This is a genomic window from Mucilaginibacter celer, from assembly GCF_003576455.2.
Classification (GTDB): Bacteria; Bacteroidota; Bacteroidia; order Sphingobacteriales; family Sphingobacteriaceae; genus Mucilaginibacter; species Mucilaginibacter celer.
The window spans coordinates 2,577,850-2,595,226 of the sequence record NZ_CP032869.1; the positions used below are offsets into that span (position 1 = coordinate 2,577,850).

The 17,377-nt window shown below is 44.2% G+C and carries 13 protein-coding genes and 1 tRNA gene; 7 read left to right on the forward strand and 7 right to left on the reverse strand.

The genetic code is table 11. From position 1 onward, the window contains the following. The first annotated feature begins 111 nt into the window (after window positions 1-111). A complete protein-coding gene (locus HYN43_RS10205; RefSeq protein WP_162996403.1) occupies window positions 112-2,703 on the forward strand; it encodes a DUF5686 family protein in 2,592 nt (863 codons plus the stop codon). Between the two features lie 631 nt (window positions 2,704-3,334). Continuing rightward, window positions 3,335-3,419, forward strand: a tRNA-Ser gene (locus HYN43_RS10210). 37 nt (window positions 3,420-3,456) lie between these two features. Here the strand turns inward: HYN43_RS10210 and HYN43_RS10215 are convergent. From HYN43_RS10215 to HYN43_RS30620, 4 genes are all read right to left on the reverse strand, one after another. Further along, complete coding sequence (locus tag HYN43_RS10215; RefSeq protein ID WP_245447230.1) at window positions 3,457-4,665, reverse strand: DUF4982 domain-containing protein; 1,209 nt, start codon at window positions 4,663-4,665, stop codon at window positions 3,457-3,459. Continuing rightward, window positions 4,662-4,844: a hypothetical protein gene (locus HYN43_RS30275; protein ID WP_162996404.1), complete on the reverse strand. Its 183-nt coding sequence runs from the start codon at window positions 4,842-4,844 to the stop codon at window positions 4,662-4,664. Before HYN43_RS30275 ends, HYN43_RS10215 begins: the two co-directional genes overlap by 4 nt. Window positions 4,845-4,922: 78 nt before the next feature. Continuing rightward, window positions 4,923-5,801, reverse strand: a complete 879-nt coding sequence (locus HYN43_RS10220) for a TonB-dependent receptor plug domain-containing protein (RefSeq protein WP_205589910.1) — start codon at window positions 5,799-5,801, stop codon at window positions 4,923-4,925. Next, window positions 5,749-5,928, reverse strand: a complete 180-nt coding sequence (locus HYN43_RS30620) for a carboxypeptidase-like regulatory domain-containing protein (protein ID WP_205589911.1) — start codon at window positions 5,926-5,928, stop codon at window positions 5,749-5,751. The genes HYN43_RS10220 and HYN43_RS30620 overlap by 53 nt, the downstream gene beginning before the upstream one ends. An 818-nt stretch (window positions 5,929-6,746) precedes the next feature. On the opposite strand from HYN43_RS30620, the gene HYN43_RS10230 reads away from it, so the two are divergent. Continuing rightward, window positions 6,747-8,675 (forward strand): sialate O-acetylesterase, encoded by a 1,929-nt coding sequence (locus HYN43_RS10230; RefSeq protein WP_119411601.1) that lies wholly within the window; start codon window positions 6,747-6,749, stop codon window positions 8,673-8,675. Window positions 8,676-8,758: 83 nt separating this feature from the next. Further along, on the forward strand, window positions 8,759-9,571 hold the full coding sequence (locus HYN43_RS10235) for an SDR family oxidoreductase (RefSeq protein ID WP_119411602.1): 813 nt from the start codon (window positions 8,759-8,761) through the stop codon (window positions 9,569-9,571). A 245-nt stretch (window positions 9,572-9,816) separates the two neighbouring features. Here HYN43_RS10235 and HYN43_RS10240 read toward each other — a convergent pair whose 3' ends face one another. Beyond that, window positions 9,817-11,997, reverse strand: a complete 2,181-nt coding sequence (locus tag HYN43_RS10240; protein ID WP_119411603.1) for an alpha-glucuronidase family glycosyl hydrolase — start codon at window positions 11,995-11,997, stop codon at window positions 9,817-9,819. Window positions 11,998-12,209: 212 nt separating this feature from the next. Next, entirely contained in the window at window positions 12,210-13,403 is a 1,194-nt protein-coding gene (uxuA, locus tag HYN43_RS10245; RefSeq protein WP_119411604.1) for a mannonate dehydratase, read from the reverse strand. 149 nt (window positions 13,404-13,552) lie between these two features. Here uxuA and HYN43_RS10250 point away from each other — a divergent pair, with 149 nt between their 5' ends. Together HYN43_RS10250 and HYN43_RS10255 are read left to right on the forward strand one after the other, a co-directional pair. Then, the gene (locus HYN43_RS10250; RefSeq protein WP_119411605.1) at window positions 13,553-14,584 is read left to right on the forward strand and encodes a LacI family DNA-binding transcriptional regulator; all 1,032 of its coding nucleotides are present in this window, start codon (window positions 13,553-13,555) and stop codon (window positions 14,582-14,584) included. Window positions 14,585-14,874: 290 nt separating this feature from the next. Then, window positions 14,875-15,651, forward strand: a complete 777-nt coding sequence (locus HYN43_RS10255; RefSeq protein WP_119411606.1) for an SDR family oxidoreductase — start codon at window positions 14,875-14,877, stop codon at window positions 15,649-15,651. Window positions 15,652-15,752: 101 nt separating this feature from the next. Here HYN43_RS10255 and HYN43_RS10260 read toward each other — a convergent pair whose 3' ends face one another. Beyond that, window positions 15,753-16,865, reverse strand: a complete 1,113-nt coding sequence (locus HYN43_RS10260) for a glycoside hydrolase family 43 protein (protein ID WP_119411607.1) — start codon at window positions 16,863-16,865, stop codon at window positions 15,753-15,755. Window positions 16,866-17,227: 362 nt separating this feature from the next. Between HYN43_RS10260 and HYN43_RS10265 the strand changes: the two genes are divergently transcribed. Further along, window positions 17,228-17,350, forward strand: a complete 123-nt coding sequence (locus HYN43_RS10265; RefSeq protein WP_245447232.1) for a hypothetical protein — start codon at window positions 17,228-17,230, stop codon at window positions 17,348-17,350. The last annotated feature ends 27 nt before the right edge of the window (window positions 17,351-17,377 follow it).

Consider the following 17,377-nt stretch of genomic DNA (forward strand, 5'->3'; position numbering starts at 1 on the left):
ACGCACTAACGTAACCGGATGACTGTATAAATACCTGCTTTTTTTTATTAATAAATAATTTATCAGTTGGCTTTTATTTTTTTGAATTCCTCCAACCTACGGGCTGCCGCATTGCGGAATCCCGACGGGTTTCGCGGCTATTATCATCTTAAGAAACTCATTTTTTTATTCCTCATTTCCCTTTCGCTGAATGTATCGGCACAACAAAATAATGTTGCGGGCGATAAACAGACACAGGTAAGCGGTCGGGTTACCGATGCGGTTTCTGGTGCTCCCCTGCCCTTTATCCGCGTTGCCTTTACGGGTAGTTCTTACAGCACCTCCACAGATAATCATGGCAACTATTCGCTAACTGCACCCGGCTTGTTTAGCGAGGTGTCATTTTCATCGATGGGATACATGGCCGAGCGCCGCAAAATTAATCCGGGCCAGGTAAATAACCTGTCTGTTAAACTCAGGTATGCCGAAACCCAGTTAAAGGAAGTTAAGATAACATCGGGCAAAAGCAAGCGCTATCGCAATAAAGGTAATCCTGCCGTAGAACTTATTCAGCAGGTTATTGATCGTAAGGATCAAAACCGGATGCAAAGTTCAAATTACCTGCAATATGATTTGTACGAGCGGATTGGGCTTTCGTTCTTCAACCTGTCGGATAAGTTTATGAACGGGCGTTTTTTCAGCAAGTATAAATTTATGCTGGACAGCACTTCGAAGATAAACGGGCAAACCAAAATTTCGTTGCCCGCTTTTTTCAGCGAAAAACTGTCTGAAAACTATTATCGTAAAGATCCTTCAAAATCCATCCAGGTACTGAAAGCTCAAAGGCAAACCAACATTCTTAAATTTATTGATACCGCAGGGCTTGAGATCTACCTTAACCGGCTTTATGGTAACAACATTGATATCTATACCAATAACATTTTTATTATTAACAGGCAGTTTCTGAGCCCGATAGCTAATCACTCGCCCGATTTTTATAAGTTTTTCATTACCGATACCATTAAAACCTCGCCCGAAAAACTAATCGAAATCAGTTTTACGCCGCGCAATACCGGCGATATTTTGTTTGAGGGCAAATTATATGTTACGATGGATGGCAGCTATGCCGTTAAAGCCTGCGAGCTGAATGTAAACAAGGATATCAATATCAACTTTATGCGCAGCCTCAAAATTCAGCAGGATTTTAAGCGCGATTCGGGGCATTATTTCCTGTTTAAAAGCAATGTGCAGGCTGATTTTGGCTTGTTTAAGGATAAGGGAATGGCAATTTTTGGCGAACGAACGGCGGTGTTCACCAACTATAAACAAAATGCCCCTCAGCCCGCCGCCTTTTACGAAGGAAAAGATCAACAAACCGTTGAAAACCCCAGCCAAAACGATACCGCCTATTGGGCACTTCATCGCCCCGATACCCTAACCCGCCGCCAGGTAGCCGTGTACGCCAACATCACCAAACTTGAACGCATGCCCGCATTTAAGCGCGATACCTGGATAGCCTCGACACTTACGGGCGGTTATGCCGCCGTTGGCCCGGTACAGTTAGGGCCACTGGGCTCAACTTATGCCTACGACTCGCAGGAGGGTTCGAGGTTGCAGATAGGCGGCCGAACGACACCGCAGTTTAACAAAACCGTTTATCTTGAAGATCACATCGCTTACGGCTTTCGCGATCAGCAGGTAAAATATAATCTCAACACCTATCTTTCGTTAAACCAGGTATCGCCATTCAGGTATCCACGCAATTATTTTAAACTCAGTTACCGGTATGATGCCGATTTGCCCGGGCATAGCCTTACCGTTATCCCGGAGCAGGCCGCACTTACCTCGTTCAGCACCGGTAAAACCGATTATTGGTTGTATAACAAAACTTATACGGTTGCTTATGTGCGCGATTTTGAAAATCATTTTTCATTCAATATAGCTTTCAGAAACTGGAACCAGCAGCCGGCAGGGACGCTCGAATTCAGATCGAACAACGGAGATAACAAACTGATTCACAATTTAACCGCCACCGAACTTGAACTGAACATGCGATACGCACCGCACGAACAGATTATACAGGGTACCGAAGAACGCCATACCATCCGCAGCAGGTTCCCGATTTTTAACCTGCAGATTACGCATGGCTTTAAGGATGTATTTAACAGCTCATACACTTATAACAATATCGACGCGAATATCTACAAGCGGTTTTACTTTTCGCAGCTGGGCTATGCCGATATTACTTTGTTAGGTAATATCACAACCGGCAAGGTTCCGTTCCCCCTGCTCAATATTTTGCGGGCCAATCAATCCATAGCGTACGATGCCAACGCTTACAATAAAATGAATTACCTTGAGTTTGTAAGCGATCATTATATCGGCTTGAATTACACCCAGGCATTTAACGGTTTTATTTTGAACAAGATCCCGCTCATCCGCCATTTAAAATGGCGCGAATTTTTGTCGGTTAAAGTATTATATGGTGGCATTCGCGAAGAGAACAATCCTTTGCTTTCAAAAAATCTGTACCAGTTCCCGGTAGCATCTAATGGCTCGAACGGTACATTTTCATTAGGCAGCACCCCTTACGTTGAAGGTGGGGTTGGCATAGGCAATATTTTTAAGTTTTTAAGGATAGATGTGATCAAGCGGTTCAATTATCTCGATCATCCGGCGGTTTCACCTTACGGGGTTAAGCTTGGCTTCAGGCCACATTTGTAGCGAAAACTCTTGGTTATTTAACGCCGATGCTATTGAGGATTAGTTTCCTGCGCCCCGGCATCAGTGATAATTTATTCTTAATTACCCATTACCCATTTATTGCGCATACAGCCATAGCATTTATAACGCTTTACAGGCAACCAGAACAACAGATATCGCATAAACCATGTACGGCGGATTCGCTCGAGGTTTGATCGTTCGGTTTCACCACACGGGCATAGCCGTTTTTGCACGGATGGTTTTAAAATCGGTTCAGTACTCATCAATGGGCAGATTAAGGTAAACTTACTCTCCTCAAATTTAGAAATAACCGGTTAATCAAATATAGCCAAAGGTTGTGCATAATTAAAGCAGAAAAACATATTTATTTATGCACAATGTTTTAATATTTTAGATGGACTATTGTTCGAAATGGGATTTGAACCGAAGAAATGTTGCCAAATAGATAGCGTGAATTACAAAATACCGGCTCTTGTTACGGGATTTTTAAGCCAGTATAAATTTTTTTTCAAAAAAAATATCGTTCCTAACATTTTGAATAGCAGTTGCTTCATGGCCATAAACGTCGACATACAGTTTTAATTCGTATTTCAAATTTGGCAATCCGGCCCGGATTTGTACTTTTGCGCCCGGAGAGTTGGCAGAGTGGTCGATTGCGGCAGTCTTGAAAACTGTTGAACTGAGAGGTTCCTGGGGTTCGAATCCCTAACTCTCCGCTAAGTATTATTCAATTAGGAAAGCGCAGTAAATGAATTATTTACTGCGCTTTTTGCTTTGAGTTATACTGCTTGATATTTTTAATTCCCGACCGTATAAACCTTTCGAACGGGCTTTTATCACCAATGAACCAGGCTGTCCGATTCTCGCTTTTACGATGACAAGCGCCATGCCATTTAGTGCTTTCCGGTTTTTTGACGGAAATGCTGTGAGATCTGATGGATCACCGTTATCTGTAGCAACTATTTCACCCAAGCCTGATATTGAAAAAGTAATATCATTATCTGCATCAGGCACTATATGCCCCTCCTTGTCCAATACTCTTACAGTAATAAAGGATAGATCAGAGCCATCGGCTTTTATAGTCTGGCGATCTGCAGTCAATTCCAATTTGGCTGCAACACCCACAGTTTTAATTGTCTCAACAGCCCAGGGCTTGCCATTTTTGTAGGTCTTTACTTTAAGTTCTCCCGCCTGATATTTAACACTATCCCATCTAAACCGGTATTCATGTTCACCTTTTTTCTTCCGTCCCTGCGATTTTCCGTTTAAAAACAATTCTGCTTCGTTGGCTGATGAAAAAACGTGTACGGGTGTAATTTGGCCCTCTCTTCCCGGCCATGTCCAATGAGGTAAAATGTGCGCAAACTTTAAATCCGGACGCCACCTTGATTGATAAAGATAAAACCTGTCCTTTTTAAAACCAGCAAGATCTATGATACCCGAATAAGAACTACGGGCTGTATAATACGGCGTAGGCTCGCCCAGGTAATCCCATCCTGACCATACAAACTCGCCTGCCACAAAAGGATGTTTATCCTGCGACATAAAAACCTTATCGGGCGAGGCACCGAACTGAGCCGTATACAATTCATAAGCGCTAACAAAGCGGTGATTCGGATCGCCGCCTGATGTATCGTTCACCGGCGCGCGTATCCCATCATAAACAGGAAAAATATAAGCCCCCCGTGTACTCAGCGTAGATGCTGTTTCGCTGCTAATGATCATTTTCTCGGGAAATTTAGCATGAAAAGCAGGGTATAAAGGAGTTGTCCGGATACCTTTCAGATTTGCATAAGCCGGGGCATCCCTGATTCCCTCGCCCTGGTAATTAAGAGAAATAAGATCAGTTGAATGAGGAAATGGCATATTTGGCCGGGCATAATTCATGGATGCAGCGGTAGACCTTTGCTTCGAAGTATCGCTTAAAAAATCATTTGCCGTTGGCAAAATCCATTTCTTCAATACATTGAAGAGGTTCCTTCAAAATTAGTTTGCGATGGGCGACTATCGGCAACAACATCATCTTTACGATTATTAACTACCGGGCGCTCATCATACATCAGGTCATCACCCTTCCCATCATAACGCATAAAGCCATCCATTATTAATATTAATGCGTTCCCTTCCCGTGGCCACCCCATGTTGCTTTTGTTGTGCCGACGCAGAAAATGATGCCAGAAGTATCAAAATTGAGACAAACAAAGGAAATTTCGACGGCATCAAACGACAGCAATTGCCAGATAGACCTTGTTTGCACCGTCAGTAATGCTATAGCTATTATTGGTAGTAAAACCTACCCGGAATAGTTTTCCTATTCCCTGGTCAAGCGATCCTCTTAGTGAAATACGGTTGTATTGCGAAAGCGGTACAGGTGCTTCATCGCGGTAGTAGCCCACGCCAAATTTATAGCTGCCTTTTTGGGTTCCGCCGGTTACGCTGATATCATGGTTGGTTACAGCCGCGGGGCGGTAAAAAAGGTGCTGCCAATCGGTATTGGTTTTGCCCGTGGTATCTTCATCAGCCCCGGGGTTTTTGTTCAGCCCGGCCCTTTTTCTTAAGGCCAGGTATTTGCCCGCCTGCATCATCGGATATTTCAATACATCTTTAGCACCGTGATAACCAGAGTAAGCCACCTGCGGTTCCTGGCCGGCGCTCCCTTTTTTGGTGGTGATCAATATTACACCGTTTGCACCGCGCGAACCATAAATGGCAGTTGCCGAAGCATCTTTCAAAATGTCAACACTCCGGATATCATCAAGGCTGATATCGGCAATGGTTCCGCCAAAAGGAATCCCGTCAAGCACGATCAGGGGATCGTTAGAGGCGTTGATAGAACGCGTACCGCGGATGCGGATCTGCATGGTGGCACCCGGCTTTGTAGAGGTTTGGGCAAGCTCCGCACCCGCAACCCGGCCCTGCAGCGCCTGCGCTATGTTGGCCGATGGTATTTCATTAAGTTTAGCTCCGCTGATGGAAGCCACAGAACCCGTAACCGCTTCCTTGCGCTGGCTCCCATAACCAACCACAATAACATCGGTTAAGCTTTTAGGCTCGGGCACCAGGGTAATAGTGATGTTGCTTTGGTTGTTGATAGACATCCTGCGTAACATAACCTACAGACGATACCTGGAGCGATGCGTTTCGCGGCGCCGAGATCTGGAAACCGCCGTCGGCATCGGTAGTAGTACCTGTTTTGGCTCCTTTTATCCGTACGGGTTCGTCCATAACACGGCCTTTAACGGCAGCATTCTGAGCGTACAGGTTAAAGGAAAAAAACTTAACAAGGCTATCAGCAAAAGCGCGGAGGCCTTTTTAGAAGGCGGTATATCACCAGCCCTTTCTTTTTTTGTGTAAATTTTTACTCGCATAAATTCATTTTATAATTGGTTTGAAGTATAGGGTTTATAGGGTTTCTTACTGAAAGTCCCCGGTCCTTGACCCGGGAGATTTCGTTTTTTTATTTATTAACTGACTCATCTCACCTGTTTTGCGAAAGGCATTTGATTTCAATTACGCAATCGATTGCAAAATCAAAGGATCGGAAACACTTCAGGTTTCTTAAAAAATAGTTTATCATATAATGGTGTAACCAAACGCTTTTCGGCTGTGCTGATCTTTTAAATCGTGATATACTGAGAATTTCTTCTTTTGTATTGTGCCCAAAATCACGAAGCAAATGATCAATTCTAATTACCGATACTTTAAGGTTTTCTATAAGTTTCGGCATGGCAAGGCTCCCTTTACGAAGAAAAAGCGTCGCAAAGTCTTCAGGATTATTATCCAAAGTGCTTAATTGAGCAATCGATTGCTATTTAAATGGCAAATTAGGGATAAAGCTCAGTTGGCTAATTACGCCTCTAATGCGGTTGTTCATATAAAAAGAAGAAAATTAGTTTATTAAAATTGGCGATTGCAAGATAATATATTTTTTAAATGTGCAATCGATTGCAGTATTATTTTTTATTTATAACTTACATCGCTCTTAAAATCATGTTTTAAACCATTGGCGGATAGCCCAACACTCCTTATAAACTACTGTAGATATGACACTTAAGAAATTATTGAGCCTGATCGCGATCATTCTGACCAGCTTTATTTCGCGTGCCGAAATACGCCTCCCCGTCATAATGAGTGACGGCATGGTGTTGCAACGCAATCAAAAAATCAAAATATGGGGATGGGCCGCTCCTTCAGAGCATGTTACAATTCAATTCAGGAACAGGAAATTTAAAACCCTTGCTTCAGGTGACGGAAAGTGGCTGATAACACTGCCACCAACGGAAGCCGGCGGGCCATACACAATGGACATAGATGGATCAAATCATATTCAACTAAAGGATATCCTTATTGGCGATGTATGGCTGTGTTCGGGCCAATCAAATATGGTACACCAGATGGAGTTGCACAAAGTGCGTTATGCCAAAGAGATTGCCGGTGCAAAAAACGCTGCTATAAGGCAATTTGCCATAACCAATAGAGCTAATATGCAAAATCCGCAGGAAGATGTTCCGGGTAGCAAATGGAAAAAAGCCGATTCTGCCGGTATCGGCGAATTTTCGGCTGTGGCCTATTTTTTTGCAAAAGCGCTTTATCAGAAGTACCATGTACCTATCGGTTTGATCAATTCGAGCTGGGGGGGCACTCCTATTGAGGCCTGGATGAGTGAAGAAAGCCTGAGAGATTTTGCCGATATCGAACTTTTAATTAAAAGAAACAGAGATACAGCATTCCTTAATAGCCTACGAAAAGATGCTTTGGCAAATAAGTCTGTACCCTATCAGCAGGATAAAGGGCTTACCGAAAAATGGTTCGATCCTGGGTACATAACCAAAGGATGGCGCAGAATTGCCGTTCCGGGATACTGGGAAGACCAGGGCATCCGCAACCTCGACGGCGTGGTATGGTACCGCCGTGAGGTCAACATTCCGCAAAGCATGCTCAACTCACAGGTCAAAATATTTTTGGGGAGAATAGTAGATGCTGATGTGGTTTACGTTAACGGGAAACAGATCGGCTCTACATCATATATGTACCCGCAACGACGATATAACATCCCTCCAAACACCTTAAAACCCGGTAAAAACCTGTTTGTTGTTCGCGTCACCAACAATTCGGGCAAGGGTGGTTTTGTGCCCGATAAACCATATCAGCTTATTTGTGGTGCCGATACTATTGACCTTACAGGCTACTGGCAATATAAAGTAGGGTTGGTAAACAAACCAGAGGGTAGCGTTGCAGGCGGGGGTATCGCGGTTCAAAATCAACCAACGGCTTTGTTCAATTCAATGATAGCCCCTATTACTAATTACAACATTATAGGCTTTGTATGGTATCAGGGCGAATCAAATACCGGCAACCCCACCCAGTATGCAAAACTCCAGCCCGCCATGATCCGCGATTGGCGGCTAAAATGGCAAATGGCCAACGCGCCCTTCCTATTTGTGCAACTTCCGGGCTTTATGGAAATGAACTATTTGCCATCCGAAAGCCAATGGGCCCAATTTCGCGAGGCTCAGGCAGCTTCATTGTCTGTACCTAATACAGCAATGGCTGTAGCTATTGACCTTGGCGAATGGAACGATATTCATCCGGATGCAAAAAAAGAAGTTGGCGAAAGATTGGCCCTCCAGGCTGAAAAACTTGCCTATGGAGATAAAAATATTGTAGCGTCAGGCCCTGTTTTTCAATCAGCAAAAATTGATGGCGACAAGATCATCATCAGCTTTGATTATTCGGGTTTGGGACTTTGTACCAAAGATGGCGAAGAACCGCAGGAATTTGCCATAGCCGGAGCCGATAAAATTTTTTCATGGGCCAAGGCCACCATTAATGGCAATACTGTGGTATTAAGCAGTACAGATGTACCTCGTCCGCTATATATTCGGTACGCATGGGCAGATAACCCGGTCAATCCTAATTTAATCAACAACGAAGGCTTACCGGCGATGCCTTTTCGTACAGATAAACCATAACCACCCTGGTATTGCCACAGGTTCAATTATATACAACAAATAAAACCACATAAAACTCAAGGGCGTATTTGCCCATATCATTTATGGATAATTTTTTACTAAGCAACAAAGTAATCATAATAACCGGCGGAACCGGGATATTAGGACAAGCTTTTATTAACGGCATTGTCCGGGCCGGCGGCACTGTTGCCATACTTGGCCGGAACAAAGAAATAGCAGAACAACGGGCGGCCCAATTACAGAAAAACGGCGCTAAAGCCCTGGCGCTCATTGCCGATGTAACCAGCGAGCATGAACTAAAAGCAGCCCGCCATTTAGTACTGGATACGTTTGGAAAAATTGACGGATTGGTTAATGCCGCAGGCGGTAATATGCCGGGGGGTATTATACAGCCCCACGATAGCCTTTTTTCGTTTGACATTGAAGCGCTCCGGCAGGTAATTGACCTTAACCTTTACGGCACCATTTTACCTACCCGCGTATTTGGTGAAGCTATAGCCGAAAACGGAAGCGGTAGTATTGTAAACATTTCATCAATGGCGTCGCAACAGGCCATTACCAAAGTTTTGGGATACAGTTTAGCCAAAGGCGCGGTAGATACTTTTACCAAATGGTTTGCGGTAGAGCTTGCCAACCGCTACGGCGACAGGATCCGCAGCAATGCTATTGCCCCCGGTTTTTTCCTGACCGAGCAAAATAAAAACTTATTAACCACCCCTACCGGCTCCTATACCGAACGTGGCAACCTGGTAATTGATAAAACGCCGTTTAAACGGTTCGGCTCGCCCGATGAATTGGTGGGCGCGTTGGTCTGGTTGCTTAGCGATGCCTCAAGGTTTGTGACCGGAACGGTTATTACAGTTGATGGGGGGTTTTCGGTGTTTAGCGGGGTGTAACTGCCTCCAAAACCCGAATGTCATTCGGAACGAACAGCGCGGGGATTGCGATGGTGGAGTGAGGAGAAATCTTCTACGCCAGGCTTTAACGAATGCAAAGCCGCTTTGCCAGGCGTTCGGCCGCATTGGCTATTTTAGAATTTGGTGAGTTACACGTGCTAAAAGGCATAACGGTACAAAAGGCATAACGATTGCCTTTTTTTATGCTGTAAATGCAGGTTTATCGGCCTGGGTTTAAGATGATTTTAATTGGTCATGTAGTTATTACCTCCTATGCCCGGCACGTAGTAAAACTTCAGTTTTTTGTAATAATCTAAAAGATGTTCAGGCTTAGGGGATCCTGCTGCGATGGGCATTCTTGAAAATGATTGAAAATACAAAACGCAGGCGTCGCGCCAGGTTACGGCTTCTTTAAACTGAAGCTGCATCAGTTGTTTTACCTCGGCAAATCGCTCAGGATCAATTTTGCCCTGTAGTTTATTCCAGGTTAGTCCCATCTGTTTAACCGATTCGGCACCTGTGTAATAGCGCCAAACCAGCTCGTCCCATAACGTCCTCCCCGACCGCATTTTGTACCCCCAGCTTAAATGATGAAACCATAGCAGGTATTCATCCGGGCAGCTCTTCATATTTCCCCAATCGGCCTTAACTTCCGGCGCGTATTGCGATAAGGCATTGCTCCCTGCTGCCGTACGATCAAAACCTATGCCGGCAGAATCGGCCCTGTGGTAATAAGTGGCATTCCAATCAGGGCGGCCTGCGTTATCCACCCACGGGCCGGGGCCATAGTGCGTGGATACTCCCATGATGTGATGCAAGCCAAGCGGGGTCATGTAGTTAACCGTATTTTCTCTTGATTGCAGCATGATCTTTTTTACCGGACTTACAAAACTTTCATCGTTGGTAAAAGTCATCCCGAGCCAATCGGCGGCAATTTCTGCCGGCGACTGGTCCGGATTCCAGGCCATGCGACCGAAGGCATACCAGTTGGCTTGCGCAAAAGGATGGCCGCACCAGTTTAAATCGGCACCAATGTTGGCTACGCCGGCCATACCGGTTATCAGTTTCTTATTAAAATCGCCTTTAATTACCCGCGAAACTGTTGAACCTTTACCATACCTGTAGCTATCAGCCTGCAGGCATTCGGCAAATAAAGGCGCTTCATAAACCAGATGCGTTGAAAAACCAAGATACTCCTGCGTCAGCTGAAACTCCATCATCAGCGGGGTATTAGGCATAGCACCAAATAAGGGATGAAAAGGCTCCCGTGGCTGAAAATCAATAGGGCCGTTTTTAACCTGGACGATCACGTTGTCCTTAAATTTCCCGTCAAACGGTTTAAATTCGTTATAAGCTTGTTTAAACCTGTCATCGGGTACTTTGTTATCGTATACAAAAGCGCGCCACATCACTATGCCGTGATGCGGGGCCAATGCGTCGGCAAGCATATTGGCACCATCCGCATGGGTGCGGCCATAACTCTGCGGGCCAGGCTGCCCTTCTGAATTAGCTTTAACTAAAAAACCACCAAAATCAGGAATGTAGTTATAAATTTCATCAGCCTTACCGGCCCACCATTTTTTCACTTCAGGCTCAAGCGGATCGGCAGTTTTCAGGCCGCCCAATTCTACCGGGCTGCTGAATTTTATCGAAAGATAGATCCTGATGCCATACGTTCTGAAAACATTGGCCAGCGCCTGCACTTTCAATAAATATTGCGGCGAGAGGACCAGCGCGTCGGCATTTACATTGTTAACCACCGCCCCATTGATGCCAACAGAAGCATTAGCTCTTGCATAATCAATATAACGCTGATCGACAATATCGGGCAGTTTATGCCAATTCCATATGGATGAACCTGCATAACCGCGCTCAACAGTACGGTTTAGGTTATCCCAATGATCCAAAACCCGGTACATTAAACGCGGATGATCGGCAACGCTGAGTTTACTGATTGTTTGATTAGTCTGGATCAGCTTTAAAAAGTTAAAAACACCATATAAAACCCCAACATCAGTATTGGCCGTTATAAGCGTACATTGCTTTTTATTAATGAATATTGTTTTGATGAGATATCCTTCATTACCAATGCTATCAGGAAAGGATATAGGTAAAGCATTCAATGATTTTGGCGTACCAACCACAATTGTTTGCCCGCTTACTATATTCGTAACCTCTGTAGGTTTTACTGAAAGCATCCCATCCAAACCCATCAAAAACTCGGCCTTGGCAGCTTTAAGCGGATTTGATGATGCGGGGAATACCATATATTGCAACTGCTGCCTGTAAACTCCGGCCAGTTGCCGGTTGCTTACTTTATGATATTCGAGCCATAACTTATAGCCATTGTCGGCCTGGACTTTATTCATTACCATAAACAAAGCCATTAAACACAGGCACGGATATTTCAGTAAATATTTAGGCATACTATTCTCAATTCAGCTAAGTAATATTATAAAACAAAGACCCGCGAGGATCATGGATATTATTGTCGATAACTGATTGTCGTCAACAAGGGTTTATAACCTGTTCAGGATTATGCAATCGATTGCAAATATAAAAAACCATTTGAAAATCAAAACATAATGAATAGTGAATGTGTCGATTTTTTTAAGTGCACATGCGTCACATCCGTCCATCAGCCATTTATCATTCGCCTGATACCCAGTTCCAGTCCCCGTAGTTCGGCCAGACCTTTTAAACGGCCTGTAACCGAATAGCCGGGGTAAGTGTTGTAATTATAATCGTCGAGTATTTTATGACCATGATCGGGCCGCAGGGGTATTGCAAGATCACTACGCCCGGCTTTTTCACGTCGTATCTGTTCGTCGATAATGGCTTTCATTACAGCAAACATATCCGTATCGCCCTCCAGGTGTTCCGCTTCGTAAAAGCTTCCGTCAGGCTCCCTGCAAACATTCCTTAAATGAAGGAAGTGAATATAGCCCCCCAGGCGATTTATGATGCCGGGAATATCATTGCCAGGATTGGCCCCTAAAGAGCCGGTGCAAAGCGTGATGCCATTATTTACAGAAGGGTACATATTAATAATATCAACCAGATCCTGCTCACATTTAACAGCTCGCGGAAGCCCTAAAATAGCAAAAGGCGGGTCATCCGGATGGATGCACATGTTTATGCCCAATTTTTCGGCATAAGGTATTATTGCGTTTAAAAAATATCCGAGGTTTTCTTTTAATTTTTGCTCATCAACGGCAGCGTATTTTTCTAAATATACTTTGAATTCATCTACTGTGAATACCTCATCTGTACCTGGTAATCCAGCCAAGATCGTGTTGGTTAAAAGTTGTTTTTCGTCATCGCTTAATGTATCAAGGTAAGCTTTGGCGGCCGATTGCTGTTGAGGAGAAAACTCATTAAAAGCATTTTCCCTTTGCAGAATATAAAGATCAAATGCGGCCAGCGCGGCGGCATGATACCTTAAGGCAGAAGCATTGTTGGGTAAACGGTAATCAAGGTGTGTACGTGTCCAATCAAGCACAGGCATAAAATTATAACATACCGTGTTGATGCCGGCTGCGGCCAGGTTGGTTAACGTTTCGATGTAATTTGCAATATACCGCTGGCGTGCGGATGTACCCATTTTTATACTTTCATGGATATTAACGCTTTCAACAACAGACCAGCGGAAACCTGCCGCCTCAATCACTTTTTTACGTTCACCAATCTCGCCGCTGCTCCACACGTCGCCGCAGGGTATGTGATGCAGCGCACTGACAATGCCTGTTGCTCCTGTTTGTGATATGGCCGGTAAAGAAACCGGGTCTGAAGGGCCAAACCATCTGAATGTTTGTTCTAATTTAGGTATCATTTTAAAAAATCAATTTCGCAGATACATCGATCTGCATATACAAAGGCAACCTGTCAAATATATGCAATCGATTGCATATTGTATTCTTTGTTTAGTTTTTATTTATATATTTATCACCCGGATCGGAGATTATACCCCCGACGAACAACGTGCATAAAGAAATTACTATTTATGATATTGCCGCCAGGCTTAATATTTCGGCAGCCACCGTTAGCCGGGCGCTGAAAGATCACCCGAGGGTAAGCAAAGCCACCAAAAAGCTTGTTGCTAAAACTTCCGACGAAATGGGCTATCGCTCAAACTCATTCGCCAGCAACCTCCGCAAAAAGCAAAGCAGTATCATAGGCGTAATTGTTCCGAGGCTAAATAGTAACTTTATGGCCGATGTGCTGGCCGGTATTGAGAAAGTGGCTAACAGCAATAACTACAATTTATTTATTAGTCAATCGCTTGAAAGCACCAAAAAGGAAGCCAGCAATGCCCAGGCTATGCTTAATAATCGTGTGGATGGATTATTGGTTTCGGTAGCTTACGATACCACCAACTTTGATCATTTTGAGTCCTTTATAAGGCGAAACATCCCGGTAATATTTTTCGACAGGGTGTTTGAGCATGAATCATGCCCGCAGATCTACATTGATAATTATAAAGCTGCTCATGATATTACTGATCATCTTATTAAGCAAGGCAGTAAACGCATAGTTCATATAGGTGGCAACCAATTGCGCAATGTATATGCAGAACGGCTTCAGGGTTACAAAAGAGCGCTGGAGGAAAACAACCTTTTGTTTGACGAAAACCTGGTGATCATCAGCGATCTTACCAGCAAAGCCGGAAGTGATGCAGCTTATAAAATTCTAAAGATGTCTCCCCTGCCCGATGGCTTGTTTGTGGCCAATGATATTTGTGCTATCGGATGTATGCAGGTGTTAAAAAAAGAAGGAATAAATATCCCCTCAGATATAGCAGTAGCCGGGTTTAACAATGACCCTACCGCCACCGTGATAGAACCCGCGCTTACTACGGTAAATTATAAAGGCTACGAAATGGGCGAAGTGGCCGCGAAGTTGATGATCAATCATTTAGTGGATAAGGATGATTTCCAGGAAACTCACAGCCTTATACTAAGGTCTGAGTTAATCATCCGTGAGTCGTCACTCAGAAATAATTTGCAGAAATGATGCCTGATTGCTCAGTGCTTTGCCAATAAACTTCAGAACCGGGTAGCACAGTTTCCTTTAAATCTGCGTTATTTTTGGTCATATACCCCCGGCATGATCAACCTGTTTGAATCAAATACTGACGAACAAATCAGGGCGCAGTTTTACACCAATTGGCAAATACTTTATGATGGTTACAGCCTACGCCAAGTAGCCGCTTATTATTCACTCCAACTAATGGTGCTATAATCTACTAAATCCCACCAACTATCCCTAAATTTGAAAACACTTACCTAAATAAAAATCTACCCATGAATCTCGGATTAGATCAAAAAGTAGCCGTTGTGATGGCGGCAAGTAAAGGATTGGGAAAAGCCTCGGCTATGGCATTATCAGCCGAGGGAGCGAAAGTTATCATCGGCTCGCGCGATGTAACGGAGCTTGAAAAAACAGCAGCCGAAATCAGTTCAAAAACAGGGAACCCAGTTCATTTTTTTGCGGTCGACGTTAGCAGCGATGACCAAATTACAGCTTTTATTGAGCAGGCCGGTAATTTATATGGCCGGATAGATATATTGGTGAACAACGCCGGCGGCCCGCCTTTTGGAAAGTTTGAAAGTTTTGACGATAAACAATGGCAGCAGGCTTACGAACAAAACCTGCTCAGTTTTGTGCGCACCTCACGCCTGGTATTGCCTTTTATGAAAAGCACCGGCAGCGGCCGTATCATTAACATCATCAGCGGATCGGTAAAATCTGTTCTTGCCAATTCGGTATTATCAACGGCAATGCGCATGGCGGTGGTTGGCATGGCCAAAATGCTTGCCGACGAACTGGGTATGCACGGAATTACCGTTAATAATATTGCACCCGGATTGATCCTTACAGATCGCATCAAACATACCCTACCCCAGGATATGGATCCCGAAGAAGCCATCAGGGAAAAAACAAAAAATATTCCGCTTGGCCGCATCGGTAAGCCCGAAGAGCTTGCTGCGTTGGTGGCTTTTCTTTCATCAGCCCCGGCGGCCTATATCAGCGGCACTACCATACAGGTAGATGGCGGAGCAAACCGTGCTATCTTTTAATTGATATAACCGGCTGCTTTGTGGTTTATAGGCAGTCGGTTATATAAAATGATCTGATTAACCTAATTATTAAAATCAGGTGTTCCCGATATCAATCAATTCTACAAAAACGGATCAATCAGCTTAATAGAACCATCGGCGTTATGTTCCAGCGTGGTCACTTTCACGTTGCGTAAATGAGTTTTGCCCGATAGTTGGGTATCGTGATAAAATATGTACCATTTACCCTTAATTTCGATAATGGAATGATGCGTTGTCCAACCTTCAACCGGTTTCATAAATACGCCTTTATACGTAAAAGGACCCAACGGGCTGTTCCCTATCGCGTAGCAAAGCAAATGCGTATCGCCGGTTGAGTATGTGAGATAGTACTTTCCGTTGTACTTATGCATCCACGAGCCCTCAAAAAACCTACGGTTATGATCTTTGGTTAACAATGGTTTGCCCAGGCTATCTACAATAACAGCGTTTTTTGCGGCACCATCAAAGTTTTTCATATCGGGTTTAAGCAGGGCAACTTTGCAGCTTATGGCCGGGGCATCTTCCTGTTTCGAATCGGTTTTTGAGCCGTTGGGTTCATATTTTCCGGTAATCCAGCGTTGAAGCTGTCCGCCCCAGATCCCTCCGAAATACATGTACGTTTTGCCATCTGTATCGGTAAAAACCGCCGGGTCGATACTGTAACTGCCTGCTATAGGCTGCGGCTCTGCCTTAAACGGACCGGCCGGGTTTGCAGAGGTTGCCACCCCGATATGGAAAACATCCTGCTTATCCTTCACCGGAAAATACAGATAATAGGTGCCATTTTTATAAGCCGCATCCGGTGCCCAAAGCTGCCGCCCCGCCCATGGGATATCCTTAATATCAAGCGCTACTCCATTATCGGTAACCTTGCCACCGATACTATCCATCGACAGGATGTGGTAATCCCTCATCGCAAAATGATCGCCGTTATCATTTTCGGGGATGCCTGCGTTGATATCATGCGATGGGTAAATATAAATTTTACCGTTAAATACATGAGCCGATGGATCGGCAGTGTAAATTGAACTAATGAGCGGCTGTGAAAGGTATTTTGTTTTTTTGCCGGTATCTGTTTTGCTGGTATCGGCACTTGCGGGTGTTTTTTGGGTTGATGAATTACAGGCGCCCAAAATGCAAAGGGGTGCAGAAAGGGCTGCGATTATTAATCCATTGATAAATTTGACGTTCATGGTTGTTTGATTTATGCTGATGTTTAATTGGTTATGTAATTATTACAATAAGTAGCAGCAGGCACATCTTCGTTAACTTAGGTTTGGTCATGATGTTATTAATCCGGCTTTTGATATAACTATGACAGTAAAATATAATTGGATCTATAGCAATTAACGGCAAAACGGGTTAAAACCCCTCCCGCCTGTAGCAAACGGTTTATACGATAAATTTACCTACGCAATCGATTGCAATATAAAAAGTTTTATTTAAATTAACAATACCGTTAACTGTGTTGCGCCGGGCTTTATAGCCACAAATATGTCGGCAAAGGCACTTAACAATGATCCGGCCCGCAAACAAAAAGTGATGGGCCGCCCCCATGCGCAAACCGGGCGAACCTGCTGATGTAGCCGAAGCAGTTTATTACCTGCCCGCCGATAGTACCAAATACGTAACCGGAGTTGCTTTACAGGCTGACGGCGGCAATTCTATCGGGTTTTAAGGACTTAACAAGCTATCTGCAGTGGCT